At 69.2% G+C, this 15249-nt stretch carries 12 protein-coding genes; 7 read left to right on the plus strand and 5 right to left on the minus strand.

What is annotated here, in order from left to right; genetic code table 11:
• Window positions 1-33: 33 nt before the first annotated feature.
• Window positions 34-996, minus strand: coding sequence for a methionyl-tRNA formyltransferase (gene fmt, locus C665_RS06040; RefSeq protein ID WP_004302885.1), 963 nt, complete (start codon window positions 994-996; stop codon window positions 34-36).
• Window positions 996-1499 (minus strand): peptide deformylase, encoded by a 504-nt coding sequence (gene def / locus C665_RS06045; protein ID WP_004302887.1) that lies wholly within the window; start codon window positions 1497-1499, stop codon window positions 996-998. The genes fmt and def overlap by 1 nt, the downstream gene beginning before the upstream one ends.
• Window positions 1500-1691: 192 nt before the next feature.
• Between def and C665_RS06050 the strand changes: the two genes are divergently transcribed.
• The 4 genes from C665_RS06050 (at window position 1692) to C665_RS06065 (ending at window position 7149) form a co-directional block, all read left to right on the plus strand.
• On the plus strand, window positions 1692-2732 hold the full coding sequence (locus C665_RS06050; RefSeq protein WP_004302889.1) for a LysM peptidoglycan-binding domain-containing protein: 1041 nt from the start codon (window positions 1692-1694) through the stop codon (window positions 2730-2732).
• A 31-nt stretch (window positions 2733-2763) separates the two neighbouring features.
• Complete coding sequence (gene dprA / locus C665_RS06055; RefSeq protein WP_004302891.1) at window positions 2764-3927, plus strand: DNA-processing protein DprA; 1164 nt, start codon at window positions 2764-2766, stop codon at window positions 3925-3927.
• An 83-nt stretch (window positions 3928-4010) separates the two neighbouring features.
• The gene (locus C665_RS06060) at window positions 4011-4481 is read left to right on the plus strand and encodes a Smg family protein (RefSeq protein ID WP_004302893.1); all 471 of its coding nucleotides are present in this window, start codon (window positions 4011-4013) and stop codon (window positions 4479-4481) included.
• Between the two features lie 103 nt (window positions 4482-4584).
• Window positions 4585-7149 (plus strand): DNA topoisomerase III, encoded by a 2565-nt coding sequence (locus tag C665_RS06065; RefSeq protein ID WP_004302894.1) that lies wholly within the window; start codon window positions 4585-4587, stop codon window positions 7147-7149.
• 172 nt (window positions 7150-7321) lie between these two features.
• Here C665_RS06065 and C665_RS06070 read toward each other — a convergent pair whose 3' ends face one another.
• Window positions 7322-7843, minus strand: coding sequence for an Lrp/AsnC family transcriptional regulator (locus tag C665_RS06070; protein ID WP_004302896.1), 522 nt, complete (start codon window positions 7841-7843; stop codon window positions 7322-7324).
• Window positions 7844-7962: 119 nt separating this feature from the next.
• Between C665_RS06070 and ipdC the strand changes: the two genes are divergently transcribed.
• Entirely contained in the window at window positions 7963-9591 is a 1629-nt protein-coding gene (gene ipdC / locus C665_RS06075) for an indolepyruvate/phenylpyruvate decarboxylase (RefSeq protein WP_004302898.1), read from the plus strand.
• 485 nt (window positions 9592-10076) lie between these two features.
• Here ipdC and C665_RS06080 read toward each other — a convergent pair whose 3' ends face one another.
• The gene (locus C665_RS06080; RefSeq protein ID WP_004302900.1) at window positions 10077-10547 is read right to left on the minus strand and encodes a Dps family protein; all 471 of its coding nucleotides are present in this window, start codon (window positions 10545-10547) and stop codon (window positions 10077-10079) included.
• 116 nt (window positions 10548-10663) lie between these two features.
• Complete coding sequence (locus tag C665_RS06085) at window positions 10664-11620, minus strand: hydrogen peroxide-inducible genes activator (RefSeq protein WP_004302901.1); 957 nt, start codon at window positions 11618-11620, stop codon at window positions 10664-10666.
• 129 nt (window positions 11621-11749) lie between these two features.
• Here C665_RS06085 and C665_RS06090 point away from each other — a divergent pair, with 129 nt between their 5' ends.
• Together C665_RS06090 and C665_RS06095 are read left to right on the plus strand one after the other, a co-directional pair.
• Window positions 11750-13786 (plus strand): TonB-dependent receptor plug domain-containing protein, encoded by a 2037-nt coding sequence (locus C665_RS06090; RefSeq protein WP_040828661.1) that lies wholly within the window; start codon window positions 11750-11752, stop codon window positions 13784-13786.
• Between the two features lie 148 nt (window positions 13787-13934).
• Window positions 13935-15249, plus strand: a 1315-nt coding sequence (locus C665_RS06095; protein ID WP_040828663.1) for a DegQ family serine endoprotease, incomplete at its 3' end; no start/stop codon positions are given.

Consider the following 15249-nt stretch of genomic DNA (forward strand, 5'->3'; position numbering starts at 1 on the left):
CGCCTTCAAGGCCGCCACGGACGCGCCGCGCGCTCACGCCGCAGACGCGAAGCGTTCGCCCACAGAGACCGGGAAACCGCGCAGGAATTCCCCCGCGGGCAGGCGTTTGCTGCCCGGGCGCTGTAACACCGTGCAACGCAGCGCGTCGCGCCCGCAGGCCACGACGATGCCGTCCGCATCGACCGCGAGCACCCGGCCCGGCTCGCCCTCGCCGGCCACGACCCGTGCCTTCCAGCACTTGACCGCGGTGTCGCGCAGGGTGGACACGGCCCCCGGGAAGGGGTCGAAGGCACGCATGGCGCGCTCGATCTCCGCCGCCGGCCGGCTCCAGTCGATGTCGGCCTCGGCGCGGCCGATCTTGGCGGCGTAGGTGACGCCCTCCGCCGGCTGCGGCGTCGCGACCAGCGCGCCGGCGGCGAGCGCGGCGAGCGCCTCGACGATGCATGCGCCGCCGAGTACGGCGAGGCGGTCGTGCAGGCTGGCGGTGGTGTCGTCCGCGGCGATCGGCAGCGCGCGCCGCAGCAGCATCGGGCCGGTGTCCAGGCCCTCGTCCATCTGCATGATGGTGATGCCGGTCTCGGCGTCGCCGGCCTCGATCGCACGATGGATGGGCGCCGCACCACGCCAGCGCGGCAGCAGCGAGGCGTGGATGTTGATGCAGCCCAGGCGCGGCAGCGCCAGCACCGCGGGCGGCAGGATGAGGCCGTAGGCGGCGACCACCAGCACGTCGGGCGCGCAGGCGACGAGGCGGGCACGCTGCTCTTCGGTGCGCAGCTTCTCGGGCTGGTCGACCTCGATGCCGTGGGCGAGCGCGAGCTGCTTGACCGCGCTCGGGCTGAGCTTCATGCCGCGACCGGCGGGGCGGTCGGGCTGGGTCAACACGAGCGGGACCGCGTAAGCGGCCTTCAGGATGGCGTCGAGCGCCTGCGCGGCGAATTCGGGGGTGCCGGCGAAGGCGACGCGCAGGCCGCCGGCCCCGGATGCGGTGGCGGCCATCACGCGGTGATGCGGGCCTTCTTGGCCAGCTTGGACTTGATGCGGCCGAGCTTGAGCTGCGACAGGTATTCGACGAAGACCTTGCCGTCGAGGTGGTCGATCTCGTGCTGCACGCATACCGCGAGCAGGCCGTCGGCCTCGAACTCGAAGGATTCACCCTTTTCGTTCAAGGCGCGAACTTTCACACGCTCGGCGCGCGACACCTTCTCGTAGATTCCGGGTACGGACAGGCAACCTTCCTCGCACACCTGTTCGCCCGAACGCTCCAGGATCTCGGGGTTGATCAGCGCCATCAGGCCGGACTTGTCCTCGGACACGTCGATGACGACGATGCGCTTGTGCACATCGACCTGGGTGGCGGCCAGCCCGATGCCGGGCGCTTCGTACATGGTCTCGGCCATGTCTGCGATCAGCCTGCGGATTTCGTCGTCGACCCGGCCGACCGGCGCGGCGACCGTGTGGAGGCGGGGATCGGGGTAGCGGAGAATGGGTAGGAGAGCCATGAATACCTTGCTGGGTTAAGCCTTTGAGTGCAGAATTTCAAGCGTTTTCACACGCTTCGGCATGTATTTAGCCGGAATATCCGCGACCGGTATGCAGCACGCGCGCACTGCGCGGTTCGTTGCTTCGACCCCGGCGCACAGCCAGCGTTCCGGGTCGAACCCGGCACGCGAGGTCCCGATCGGATGCGTCCAATGATGCGAATTATATTCCCTCTGCTCGTCGCCTTCGCGAGCCTGCTGGGCCCTGCCGCGCACGCGCAGTCGAACGTGCGCCTCGCCCCCGACGCCCCCGACAGCTACACCGTGGTGCGCGGCGACACCTTGTGGGGCATCTCCGGGCGCTTCCTGCAGGAGCCTTGGCGCTGGCCCGAGGTCTGGCGCCTGAACCGCGACGAAATCCGCAACCCGCACCTCATCTATCCTGGCCAGGTCGTCCTGCTCGACCGCAGCGGGCCATGGCTCAGCGTGGGCCGGCGCGTCGGCGATGGCGGCACCCGCGACGGCCGCCTGCAGCCGAAGGTCCATAGCGAGCCGATCGCCGAGGCCCTGCCGAGCATTCCGCTGCAGATCATCGAGCCCTTCCTGAACCGTCCGCTGGTGGTCGACCAGCCCCGCCTCGACGGCTCGGCCACCATCGTCGCCACCGAGACCAGCCGCGTGCTGACCGGCACCGGCGACACCGTCTTCGCCAAGAATGTCGGCGACGACGCGGACATCTGGCACATCTATCGCCCCGCGCGCGCGCTCGAAGACCCGCAGACGCGCGAGGCGATCGCCTGGGAAGCCGCCTATCTCGGCACCGCCCGCGTCACCGAGCGCGGCGAACCGACGACGCTGGAGATCGTCTCCGCGGTCGAGGAGATCGGCACCGGCGACCTGATGATGCCGAGCGAGCCGCCGAGCGTGTTTTCCTACGCCCCTCATGCACCGGACTTCGAGGTCGAGGGCAGGATCCTCTCCATCTATCGTGGGGTCAGCGAGACCGGCCGCCTCAACGTGGTCGCGCTCAACGTCGGCGAGCAGGACGGCCTCGAACGCGGCCACGTGCTCGCGCTCCATCGCAACCGCGGTGTCGCCGAGTACCGCGGCGAGGACGGCAAGGAAAGCTTCCGCCTGCCGGAAAAGCGCTACGGCGTGGCCTTCGTGTTCCGCGTCTTCGAGCGCGTCTCGTACGCGCTGGTGATGGAGTCCGACGGTCCGGTCACCATCGGCGACACCCTCCGCAAGCCCTGATCCGGCACCGGCAAGCCGCAGCCGCCCGATCGTGACCGCGCCTGCCGACGACCTCGCCGATTGGCTGCGCCTCGCCTGCATCCCGGGCGTCGGCACGCAGGGCCAGCGCGCCCTGCTCGCCGCCTTCGGGCTGCCCGGCCACATCTTCGCCGCCGGACGCGGCGCGCTCGCCGCGGTGGTGGGCGGTCAGGCGGCGGACGCCGTGCTCGCCGTGCCGGCACACGAAGACATCGAGCGCACGCTCGCATGGGCGAGCGAGGCCGGCAACCGCGTCCTGACCCTGGCCGACGCCGACTACCCGCGCCAACTCTTCGACATCGCCGATCCCCCGGTGCTGCTCTACGTCAAGGGCGAGCCCGCGCTGCTATCGCGCCCGGGCATCGCGCTGGTCGGCGCACGCTCGGCGACCGCGGCCGGCGAAGCCAACGCCGAGGCCTTCGCGCGCACGCTCGCCCAGCAAGGCCTCGTCGTCGTCAGCGGACTGGCGCTCGGCATCGACGCCGCGGCACACCGCGGCGCGCTCGCCGCCGGCAGCACAGGGGCCGGAACGGTGGCGGTGATCGGCACCGGCATCGACCGCATCTACCCGGCGCGCAACGCCGCGCTCGCGCGCGAGATCGCCGCTGCCGGCGCGGTGGTCAGCGAGTTTCCCCTCGGCACGCCGCCTCTGCAGCACAACTTCCCGCGCCGCAACCGCCTGATCGCCGGACTGGCCGAGGGCGTACTGGTGGTCGAGGCGGCGCTCGGCAGCGGCTCGCTGATCACTGCGCGCCTCGCCACCGAGACCGGCCGCGAGGTGTTCGCGATCCCCGGCTCGATCCACTCGCCGCTGTCGCGCGGCTGCCATCGCCTGATCCGCGACGGCGCGAAGCTGGTCGAGACGGCGGAGGACGTCGTCGAGGAACTGCGCGGCCGCCTCGGCTGGCCAGCGCCGGTCGCCGCATCGGTAAAGGACCGCCGGAGTCGCGGCGCGGTACCCGCCGTCCCGGCCGCACCCCCTCGCCAGGCCGCGCTCGCGCTCGATGGCGAGCGCACACGCGTGCTCGAGGCGATCGGCCACGATCCGGTGGACCTCGACACGATCGCCGCACGCTGCGGCTTGACGGTCGATGCCCTCTACGCCATCCTGCTGCCACTCGAACTGGAAGGGCGCCTTGCCAAGCTGCCCGGCGGACGCTTCCAGCGCATCACCTGAAAGAGCGGCCGCGAGCCGCCGTCCCCATGCCCCAGCGGGGGCCCGGCCCTTCCGTCTCACCTGCCGATCCACGAGAGGCCGCCTTGTTCGACATCCTCGTATACCTCTTCGAGAGCTACATCCACGCCGACGCCTGCCCGGAAGGGGAGCTGCTCAACCGCAAGCTGTCCGCGGCGGGCTTCGAGCAGGACGACATCTCCGAAGCGCTGGAGTGGCTCGCCGGCCTGCGCCGCGTCGCCCGCGACATCCACCCCGGCACCGCACCGCAGGCCGGGTCGGTGCGCATCTATACCGAGGAAGAGCAGGCCCTGCTCGACGGTCGCTGCCGCGGCTTCCTGAGCCTGCTCGAGAGCGCTGGCGTGCTCGGCACCGCCCACCGCGAGCTGATCATCGAACGCGCGATGGCGCTGGCCGACTTCACCATCACGCTCAACCGGCTCAAGGTCATCGTGCTGATGGTGCTGTGGCAGCAGGAAGAGCCGATCGACACCCTGATGGTGGACGAGTTGCTGACCGAGGAAGACGACTGGGCCTACGAACCCACGGTGCACTGACCGGTCCACCCGCTCGGCTTGCCTGTTCCGGCGGGCCGTCCTTATCATCCGCCGCTTCCGAACCCACGCGCCCTCGCGGCGCGACCCTCGTTGACCGTCGAGCATGAGCAAGCAACTGATCATCGCGGAAAAGCCTTCCGTCGCGCAGGACATCGCCCGTGCGCTGGGCGGCTTCACCAAGGAGAAGGACTACTTCGAGTCCGACGAATATGTATTGTCGTCGGCCGTCGGCCACCTGCTCGAGCTCACCCTGCCTGAGGAATTCGAGGTCAAGCGCGGCAAATGGACCTTCGCCCATCTGCCGGTGATCCCGCCCCACTTCGCGGTCAAGCCGATCGAGAAGACCGAGGACCGCCTCAAGCTGCTCACCCGACTCATCAAGCGCAAGGACGTCACCGGCCTCATCAACGCCTGCGACGCGGGCCGCGAAGGCGAGCTGATCTTCAACTTCATCGCCCAGCACGCCGGCACGAAGAAGCCGATGCAGCGCCTGTGGCTGCAGTCGATGACGGCGCAGGCGATCCGCGACGGCTTCGCCCACCTGCGCGCCGCGCAGGACGTCGAAGGCCTGCGCAACGCCGCGATCTGCCGCGCCGAATCCGACTGGCTGATCGGCATCAACGGCACGCGCGCGATGACCGCGTTCAACTCCAAGACCGGCGGCTTCCACCTCACCACCGTGGGCCGCGTGCAGACGCCGACGCTGGCGATGGTGGTCGAGCGCGAGGACCGCATCCGCAAGTTCAAATCGCGCGACTATTGGGAACTCGAGGCGCGCTTCGGCTGTGCCGCCGGCGAATACCCCGGGCGCTGGTTCGACGAGAAGTTCAAGCGCCCGGAAGGCGACGAGCACGCCACCGCCTTCCGCCTGTGGGACAAGGCCCAGGCCGAGGCCATCCGCGCCAAGTGCGAAGGCAAGCCGGGCGTGGTCAGCGAGGAGGCCAAGCCCTCCACCCAGCCGTCGCCGCTGCTCTTCGACCTCACCAGCCTGCAGCGCGAGGCCAACGGCCGCTTCGGCTTCTCCGCCCGCGTGACCCTGCAACTGGCGCAGGCGCTTTACGAAAAGCACAAGGTGCTGACCTACCCGCGTACCGACGCGCGCGCGCTGCCCGAGGACTATCTCGCCACCGTGGGCGAGGTCATGCGCACGCTGCCCGACCAGTACGCGCCCTTCGCCAACGAGATCACCAGGCAGGGCTGGGTGCGGCCGAACAAGCGCATCTTCAACAACGCCAAGATCTCCGACCACTTCGCCATCATCCCCACCGGGGCGCTGCCGAAGAGCCTGTCGGACGCCGAGCACAAGATCTACGACCTGGTCACCAAGCGCTTCCTGGCGGTGTTCTACCCCGCGGCCGAGTACCAGATCACCACCCGCATCACCCGCGTCGAGGGCGAGGCCTTCAAGACCGAGGGCAAGGTGCTGGTCAATCCGGGCTGGCTGACCGTGTATGGCAAGGAAGCCGCCAACGACGAGAAGGACGCCAAGGACGGCGGCGCCCCGCAGCTGGTGGCGGTGAAGCAGGGCGAGACGGTGTCCACCGAGGACATCGTGGTCAAGTCGCTGCAGACCAAGCCGCCGGCGCGCTTCAACGAAGCCACGCTGCTCTCCGCCATGGAAGGCGCGGGCAAGATGGTCGACGACGAGGAGCTGCGCGCGGCGATGGCCGAGCGCGGCCTCGGCACCCCGGCCACGCGCGCGCAGATCATCGAGGGCCTGATCAGCGAGCAGTACATCCACCGCGACGGCCGCGAGCTGATCCCGAGCGCCAAGGCCTTCTCGCTGATCACGCTGCTGAAGGGCCTCGGCGTCACCGCGCTGACCTCGCCCGAGCTCACCGGCGGCTGGGAATACAAGCTCGCGCAGATGGAGCACGGCAAGCTCAGCCGCGAAGCCTTCATGAACGAGATCGCCGAGATGACGCGCGAGGTGGTCGAGCGCGCCAAGCGCTACGAGTCCGACACCGTGCCCGGCGAATTCGTCACCCTGCAGACACCATGTCCGAAATGCGGCGGGGTGGTGAAGGAGAACTACAAGAAGTTCGCCTGCCAGGCCTGCGACTGGAGCACCTGGAAGATCGTCGCCGGCCGCCAGTTCGAGTACGACGAGATCGAGACCCTGCTGCGCGCAGGCAAGGTCGGCCCGCTGCTCGGCTTCCGCAACAAGATGGGGCGGCTGTTCAACGCCGACATCGTGTTGAACGAGGACAAGCAGCCCACCTTCGACTTCGGCCAGCCCAAGGAAGGCGAGGGAGCGGAGGAGGTGGATTTCTCCGATCAGCAGCCGGTCGGCGCCTGCCCGAAATGCGCCAGCCGCGTCTTCGAGCACGGCATGGCCTATGTATGCGAGAAGTCGGTCGGACCGGGCAAGAGCTGCGACTTCCGCTCCGGCAAGGTCATCCTGCAGCAGCCGATCGAGCGCGAGCAGATGGCCAGGCTGCTGACCGAGGGCAAGACCGAGTTGCTCAAGGGCTTCGTATCGGCGCGCACCCGGCGCAAGTTCTCCGCCTTCCTGGTGCGCGGCAAGGACGGCAAGGTCGGCTTCGAGTTCGAGGCCAAGGCACCCAAGGCCGGCGCCAAGCCCGCCGCCGGCAAAGGCGACGAAGCCGCAGGCGAGGACGCCGAACCCGCCGCACCGCGCAAGCGCGCTGCGCGCAAGGCGAGCTGAAGCCCCGCACCGGCCGCCTGGCGCCGCATCGCGACTCGCGTCGCTCCCACAGGCCCTCCTGACACCGTGCCGGTTTTCCGTAGGAGCGACGCAAGTCGCGATCGCAGCGCATCGGGTTTGCGCGCGCCCGCGCAAGCGCGGCATCGCGACGCCCGTCTCTCCTGCGAAAGCTTCAGCTCACAGTGAAGCGCACGCCGCGGCGGGGCCGGCCGGGGCGGGCGATGTGCTCGAGCGGCAGCACGTGGGTCTGCTTGACCTTGCCGAGCACGATATCGGTCTTGATGTTGGCGATGCCGGGCAGGCGCAGCACGCGCTTCATCATCAGCTCGGAGAAGGCGGCGAGGTCGGGCGCGACGATGCGCAGCACGTAGTCCGCATTGCCGCTCACCGAAAAACACTCCAGCACCTCCGGCAAGGCCGCGACCCCGTCCTCGAAGGCCTCGGTGCGCACGCCGCCGTGGCGCTCGAGCACCACATGGGCGAACGCCATCACGTCCAGCCCGAGCGCGGCAGGGTCGAGCAGCGCCGCGTAGCCGGTGATCAGCCCGGCCTCCTGCAGGCGCTGCAGACGACGGCTGACCTGCGAGGCGGAAAGGTGCACCGCCTCGCCGAGCGTGGCGTTGGTCGCGTCGCCGCTGCGCTGCAGTGCGTCGAGAAGCGCAAGATCGTGGCGGTCTATGCTCAGGGTGCTCATCATCCGGCCTCATAATGCACGAAACGTGCGTATCGGCAGAGTTTATACCCGCATGATGCGCACACGGTGCGGAGCAGGCCAACCATAATGCCCGTCACCAGACCAAGGAGGAGACGAGCATGAACCTGACCGAATCGCTGCTGCACGCGCTGGTCGACCACGGCGCACGCCAGATCTTCGGCATCCCGGGCGACTTCGCCTTGCCGTATTTCCGCATCATCGAGCAGACCGGCATCCTGCCGCTGCACACGCTGTCGCACGAGCCCGGCGTGGGCTTCGCCGCCGACGCGGCCGCGCGCGTCCAGGGCGGCATCGGGGTGGCGGCGGTCACCTACGGCGCCGGCGCGCTCAACATGGTCAACGCGGTCGCCGCCGCGTATGCCGAGAAGTCGCCGCTGGTGGTCATCTCGGGCGGACCGGGGCTGGGCGAATCGCAATCCGGCCTGCTGCTGCACCACCAGGCCAAGACGCTGGACTCGCAGTTGCGCATCTTCCAGGAGATCACCTGCGACCAGGTGCGGCTCGACGACGCGGCGCGCGCGCCGGCCGACATCGCGCGCGTGCTCGGCAACTGCGTGCGCAATTCACTGCCGGTGTACATCGAGATCCCGCGCGACATGGTCGCCCGGCCATGCGCGCCGGTAGTGCGCGAGGCGCCGCGCGCGGTCGATGCCGACGCGCTCGCGGCCTGTGTGGAGGAGATCCTCGCACGCCTGCGCGCGGCCCGTGCCCCGGTGCTGATGGCCGGCGTCGAGGTGCGCCGCTTCGGGCTGGAGGACAAGGTCGCAGAGCTGTCGCGCCGGCTCGGCATCCCGGTGGTGACCAGCTTCATGGGCCGCGGCCTGCTCGCCGACCAGGACGCCCCGCTGATGGGCACCTACATGGGGCTCGCCGGCCTGCCCGAGGTGAGCGCGCTGGTGGAGGATTCCGACGGACTGTTCCTGGTCGGGGTGATCATCTCCGACACCAACTTCGCCGTCTCCGGCAAGCACATCGACCTGCGCCACACCATCCAGGCGCTCGAGGCCCGGGTCACGATGGGCTACCACACCTATGCCGACATCCCGCTCGACGCCCTGATCGACGGGCTTCTCGCGCGCGTTCCGCACGCCGACGCGCACTTCACGGTCGACCGCCCCGCCTTTCCGCACGGCCTGCAGGCGGACGAAGCGACGATCGCGCCCGCCGACATCGCCTGCGCGGTAAACGACCTGATGGCGGCCCATGGCAAGCTGCCGATCGCCTCCGACATGGGCGACTGCCTGTTCACCGCGATGGACATCGAGCACACCGCGCTGGTCGCGCCCGGCTACTACGCCACCATGGGCTTCGGCGTGCCCGCCGGTCTCGGTGTGCAGGCCGCCACCGGGCAGCGGCCGCTGATCCTGGTCGGCGACGGCGCCTTCCAGATGACCGGCTGGGAGCTCGGCAACTGCCGGCGCTACGGCTGGGATCCGATCGTGCTGTTGTTCAATAACGCGAGCTGGGAGATGCTGCGCACCTTCCAGCCCGAGTCAGGCTTCAACGACCTCGACGACTGGGGCTTCGCGCAGATGGCCGCGGGCCTGGGTGGCGACGGCGTGCGCGTGCACACGCGCGCGCAGCTGAAGGCTGCGCTCGACAAGGCGATCGCCACGCGCGGACGCTTCCAGCTCATCGAGGTGATGATCCCGCGCGGCGTGCTGTCGGAGTCGCTGTCGCGCTTCGTCAACGCGGTCAAGCGCCTCAACGCCGCCAAGGCCGCCTGAGTCCGCTGTAATCGCGACTTGCGTCGCTCCTCCGAGAACCACTGCGCTCTGGGAGACGTGCGTAGGAGCGACGCGAGTCGCGATCGGGCGGTTCCGATGCGTCAGCGCGGGTCTTGTGCGCCGCAATCGCGACTTGCGTCGCTCCTACGAGAACCACTGCGCTCTGGAAGACGTGCGTAGGAGCGACGCGAGTCGCGATCGGGCGGTTCCGATGCGTCAGCGCGAGTTTTGTGCGCCGCAATCGCGACTTGCGTCGCTCCTGCGAGAATCACTGCGCTCTGGGAGACGTCCGTAGGGGCGACGCGAGTCGCGACCGGGCGGTTCCGATGCGTCAGCGCGAGTTTTGTGCGCTGTAATCGCGACTTACGTCGCTCCTGCGAGAATCACTGCGCTCTCGGAGGCGTCCGTAGGAGCGACGCGAGTCGCCACAGATACAGGAACGGGCCCCGCGGGCCCGTTCATTTGCTGCACAAGCGCGGCGGGAATCAGCCTTCGAGCAGGCTGCGCAGCATCCAGGCCGTCTTCTCGTGCACCTGCATACGCTGGGTGAGCAGGTCGAGCGTGGGCTCGTCGCTCGCCTTGTCGGCGATCGGGGCGATGCTGCGGGCGGTCTTGACAACCGCTTCCTGACCCTGCACCAGCAGGCGGATCATCTCCTGCGCGTTCGGCACACCTTCCGGCTCGGCCATGCTGGTGAGCTTCTGGAATTCCTTGTAGGTGCCCGGCGCCGGGAAGCCGAGCGCGCGGATGCGTTCAGCGATCTCGTCCACCGCGAGCGCGAGTTCGTTGTACTGCGTCTCGAACATCAGATGCAGGGTGTTGAACATCGGCCCGGTCACGTTCCAGTGGAAGTTGTGCGTGGTCAGGTAAAGCGTGTAGCTGTCGGCGAGCAGACGCGACAGGCCCTCCGCGATCTTCGCGCGGTCCTTTTCCTTGATGCCGATGTCGATTTCCATGCTGGTTCTCCTGTGTATGCAGGCTTCACACCGCCCGCAGGGGTTTGCGCTTCATGTTAGCGCCTGAGGGATGCATTGATCAAACCGATTACCCTGATGGATTCGATCAAGAATTTTCATCGCGAATCCACCCACGGCACCTGCCCGGGCGGCACGGCGCGGCCCACCGGACGCACGCCCGGCAGGGCGCTGTCGAGGATCGCCGCGCGCAGCACGTCGATCGCCCCGTTGCGCGGATAGGTCACCCGCCAGGCGAGCGCGACGCGACGCGAGGGCTCCGGCATGGTGAAAGGCCGCACCGCGACCAGCGGATTCTGCGTCGCCATCTCGTCCGCTGCCGAGCTCGGCAGCACGGTCACGCCTAGGCCGGTGGCCACCATGTGGCGGATGGTCTCGAGCGAGCTGCCCTCGAGGGTGCGCTGCAGCCCGCCGATGTTGCGGCAGCTCGGGCACACCTCCAGCACCTGGTCGCGGAAGCAGTTGCCGGCACCGAGCAGCAGGAGCTGGTCGTCGGCGAGATGCTGGGGGTCGATCTCGCTTTCCGCATTCCACGGATGGTCGGCCGGGATCAGCACGCGGAAGGGCTCGTCATACACGGGCTGCGCCACCACGCCCGCCTCGTCGAAGGGCAGGCTGATGATGATCACGTCGAGTTCGCCGCGCTTGAGCGCCTCGGCCAGACGCGCGGTGAAGTTCTCCTGGATGATCAGCGGCATCCGGGGCGCGAGCTGATGCACGCGCGGAATCAGCCGCGGCAGCAGGTAGGGTCCGATGGTGTAGATCACGCCCACACGCAGCGGCCCGGCGAGCGGGTCCTTGCCTGCGGCGGCGATCTCCTGGATCTGGCTCGCCTCCATCAGCACCCGCTCGGCCTGGGCGACGATCCGGCGCCCGGTCTCGGTGATCTTGACCTCCGAGGCGCTGCGCTCGAAGAGCTGGATGCCGAGTTCCTCCTCGACCTTCTTCACCGCCACCGACAGCGTGGGCTGCGACACGTGGCACTTCTCGGCGGCGCGGCCGAAATGACGCTCGTGAGCGAGCGCGACGAGATAACGGAGATCGGTCAGGGTCATGGCTTCGACACGATGGAAGGGCGTGCACCCGGAGTCGACGGTGCCCGATGTTACCCCGACTGATCGTTGCTGCGCGCCCCGAAAGCGCACTGGGTATACTCGCGCATTCTGCGCCGCCGCCCGCTTCCGATGCACCTCCACCGCCCCCCCACCGCTCTCGCCCTGCTGTCGCTGCTGGCTGCCGGCACCGTCGAAGCGTCGTCCGCAGATGCCTTCTTCGAGCCCCTGCCGGTGGTGCTCAGCGCCTCGCGTCTGGCGCAGCCGTTGCAGGACAGCCCGGGCGCGGTCACCGTGATCGATGCGGACCTGATCGCCGCGACCGGCTACCGCGAGCTCGCGCGCGTGCTGCGCCTGGTGCCCGGATTCCAGGTCGGCCAGGAGCGCGGCAACCTGCAGTGGGTGACCTACCACGGCCTCGGCATGGACTCGCCGATGCAGATCCAGCTGCTGGTCGACGGACGCGCGTCGCTGACGCCATCCTTCACCGCCAGCGCCGAGCGTGCCCTGCCCGGAGACATCGAACGCATCGAGGTGGTACGCGGCTCGAACTCGGCCGCCTACGGGTCCAACGCCTTCCTCGGCATCGTCAACATCATCACCGACGACGCCAGCCGACATCCCGGCACCCGGCTGAAGCTCGCCACCGGCGCACCCGGCATCCGCGACGCGAGCCTGCGACACGCCGTGCAGAGCGGGCCCCTCAGCGTGCGCATCGGCGCGCATCATGAAGAAGACGAAGGGTTTGCCGACCTGTACGACGGTCGCCGCACCGACGTCCTGAACCTTCGCGCCGACCTGCAGGTGGGCGAACACGATGCACTCGCCCTCAACGCGGGGGTCGCCGAGAGCACCCACGAACTCGGATACGCCGGCTCGATCTTCGACATCGCGGCCCAGCGCGAAGGGCGCGACACCAACCGATCCCTGCATCTGCGGTGGCGGCACGGCCCCGAGGACGACGCGATACGCGTGTCGGCCTACTGGAGCCGGCAGAGTCGCGACGATCTCTGGCGCTACGACTCCGCGGCAAACAGCCGGACCCTGGCGAACGCCTTCCCCGAGCGCCTGCGCGGCACGGTCGGCAACAGCGCCACCTTCGTCCAGCACAACCTGGAGATCGAGCGGCGCGAGCGCGTGGACGAGGCCACGCGGCTGATGTGGGGCGCGGAATGGAAGCGCATCGAGCACGACTCGCCCTTCTGGTATCACGAGCGCCGCAACCATGCGCGGGACGAACACCGCCTGTTCGCCAATCTCGAGCTGCGAACGGGCACCGCCTTCCTGTGGAACGCGGGCGGCATGCTGGAGCAGTTGCAAGGCGACGAGGCGCGGCTCGCGCCACGCGTGTTCCTGAACTGGCAGGCCGCTCCACGGATCACCTGGCGCATCGGCCACTCGCGCGCATGGCGACAGCCGGACCTTTTCGAGCGCAACGTCGACATACGGATCACCGACGACAAGGGCGAGCTGGTCCAGCGCCGGCAATACCCCAATCCGGACCTGCGCCCCCAGCGCATCGACGCCAGCGAGATCGGCTTTCTCGGCGTTTTCGGCGACAGCCGCAGCACGCTCGACGTCCGCCTGTTCCGCGAGCGCATCGAAGACCTGATCGTGCGCAACGCCGTTCCCTCCGACTGGCCGATCGAGGGCAAGCTCCCCGAGGCGATCTCGCGAGGGCTGGGCAGCACGCGCTGGGAGAACCACAGCGGCCGCGTACAACTGAACGGCATCGAAACCCAGCTCCACCTGAAGCCCTGGCGCGGCACCGAGTTCCTCCTTGCGCACAGCCTCATCGACCGCGACGTCGACGACCCACGCATCCGCCGCAACGTCGCCCCCTACACGGCCAGCCTGAGCTGGCTGCAGCGTGCAGGGGCGTGGCGCTCGCTGCTCAGCGTGCTGCGCATGGGGCCGATCGACGCCGGCTTCAGCTACGTTCCCGGCTTCGACTACACCGTGCCGTCCTACACCACGGTGGACTGGAGCGTCTCGCGCAACCTGCGGCTGTTCGACATGGCGGTGGAGCTCCGCCTGACCGGCATCAACCTGCTCGGCCGCCACCAGGAACTCGCCAATCGCCCCCTGCAGGCCCAGCCCGAGTTCGCCGGCCGACCCGCCAACGAGGTGAGCCGCCAGGCCTGGCTCGCGCTCGAAACCACTTTCTGAACGCAGCCTCTTGAAGCGCCCGCGCCCGACCCGATTTGAAAACGCAGGTTTCGTCGGGAACGGCGCACGCCAGGCCGCGTCCACGACAGGTGGCCGCCGGGACTCCGGCGCCGAATCTTTCCGTTGCCGAACAAGGATGCCCGACAACATGCGCAAACTCCTGACCGTCACCGCCGTCGCGCTCGCGCTCGGCACCCTCTTTCCCCAAGCCTCGGCGCTGAGCGCCGCGCACGCCCAGGCGGCCGCCCCGTCGATGGTCTCGCCCAACCGCTTCGGCCTGCCCGACTTCGGCGACCTGGTCGAGCAGGTGGGCCCGGCGGTGGTCAATATCCGCGTGGTGCAGCGCGCGGCCCAGGGCACGGCGGGCGAGAACCCGCTCGCCAACGACCCCTTCTACGACTTCCTGCGCCGCTTCGGCGTGCCCATGCCGGGCTTCCCCGGCCAGCCCGGCATGGGGCCGCGCGCGCGCCAGGGCATCGGCTCGGGCTTCATCGTCAGCAAGGACGGCTACGTGCTCACCAACGCCCACGTGGTCGCCGGCGAGGATGGCGACGCCGCGCTCTCCGAGGTCACCGTCACCCTGATCGACAAGCGCGAGTTCAAGGCCAAGGTGGTCGGCATCGACCGTCGTACCGACGTCGCCCTGCTCAAGCTCGACGCCAGCGGCCTGCCCGCGGTGAAGATCGGCAACCCCGACCAGGCCCGCGTGGGCGAATGGGTGGTGGCGATGGGCTCGCCCTTCGGCTTCGACAACACGGTCACCGCCGGCATCATCTCGGCCAAGGCGCGCCGCCTGCCCGACGAGACCTACGTGCCTTTCATCCAGACCGACGTGGCGATCAACCCGGGCAACTCCGGCGGTCCGCTGTTCAACCTCGCCGGCGAGGTGATCGGCATCAACTCGCAGATCTACTCGCGCTCGGGCGGCTTCATGGGGATCTCGTTCGCGATCCCGATCGACGTCGCGATGAACATCAAGGACCAGCTCGTCAGCCACGGCCGCGTGCAGCGCGGCCGCCTCGGCATCGCCATCCAGAACGTCGACAAGGACCTCGCCCAATCCTTCGGCCTCACCGATCCGCGCGGCGCGCTGGTCGCCAGCGTCGAGCCGGGCAGCGCCGCCGACAAGGCCGGGCTGCAGGCGGGCGACGTGGTGCTCGCGGTCGATGGCCGCCGCATCGACGACTCTGCCGAGCTGCCGCGGGTGATCGGCGAGAAACGCCCGGGCACGCGCGTGAAGCTGGAGCTGTGGCGCGACGGCCGCAGCCGCGAGGTCGCCGCCACGCTGGACGAGCTCAAGGCCGAGACCGTGGCCGGCAGCGCACCGGCGCCCAGCCAGGTGGAGCGTATCGGCGAGCAGTTCGGACTGAGCGCGCGTGCGCTCACCGCGGAAGAGACCGCCCGCCTGCAGCTGCGCGGCGGGGTGGTGGTGGAGGGCGCCGACGGCGCCGCGGCCCGCGCCG

Origin of the sequence: Thauera aminoaromatica S2, from assembly GCF_000310185.1 — a bacterium.
Taxonomy (GTDB): domain Bacteria; phylum Pseudomonadota; class Gammaproteobacteria; order Burkholderiales; family Rhodocyclaceae; genus Thauera; species Thauera aminoaromatica.

Excerpts from the sequence above, each read along its gene's own strand:
- fmt (WP_004302885.1), bottom strand. The coding sequence starts at position 996 with ATGGCCGCCACCGCATCCGGGGCCGGCGGCCTGCGCGTCGCCTTCGCC.
- def (WP_004302887.1), bottom strand. The coding sequence starts at position 1,499 with ATGGCTCTCCTACCCATTCTCCGCTACCCCGATCCCCGCCTCCACACG.
- C665_RS06050 (WP_004302889.1), top strand. The coding sequence starts at position 1,692 with ATGATGCGAATTATATTCCCTCTGCTCGTCGCCTTCGCGAGCCTGCTG.
- C665_RS06065 (WP_004302894.1), top strand. The coding sequence starts at position 4,585 with ATGAGCAAGCAACTGATCATCGCGGAAAAGCCTTCCGTCGCGCAGGAC.
- C665_RS06070 (WP_004302896.1), bottom strand. The coding sequence starts at position 7,843 with ATGAGCACCCTGAGCATAGACCGCCACGATCTTGCGCTTCTCGACGCA.
- ipdC (WP_004302898.1), top strand. The coding sequence starts at position 7,963 with ATGAACCTGACCGAATCGCTGCTGCACGCGCTGGTCGACCACGGCGCA.
- C665_RS06080 (WP_004302900.1), bottom strand. The coding sequence starts at position 10,547 with ATGGAAATCGACATCGGCATCAAGGAAAAGGACCGCGCGAAGATCGCG.
- C665_RS06085 (WP_004302901.1), bottom strand. The coding sequence starts at position 11,620 with ATGACCCTGACCGATCTCCGTTATCTCGTCGCGCTCGCTCACGAGCGT.
- C665_RS06090 (WP_040828661.1), top strand. The coding sequence starts at position 11,750 with ATGCACCTCCACCGCCCCCCCACCGCTCTCGCCCTGCTGTCGCTGCTG.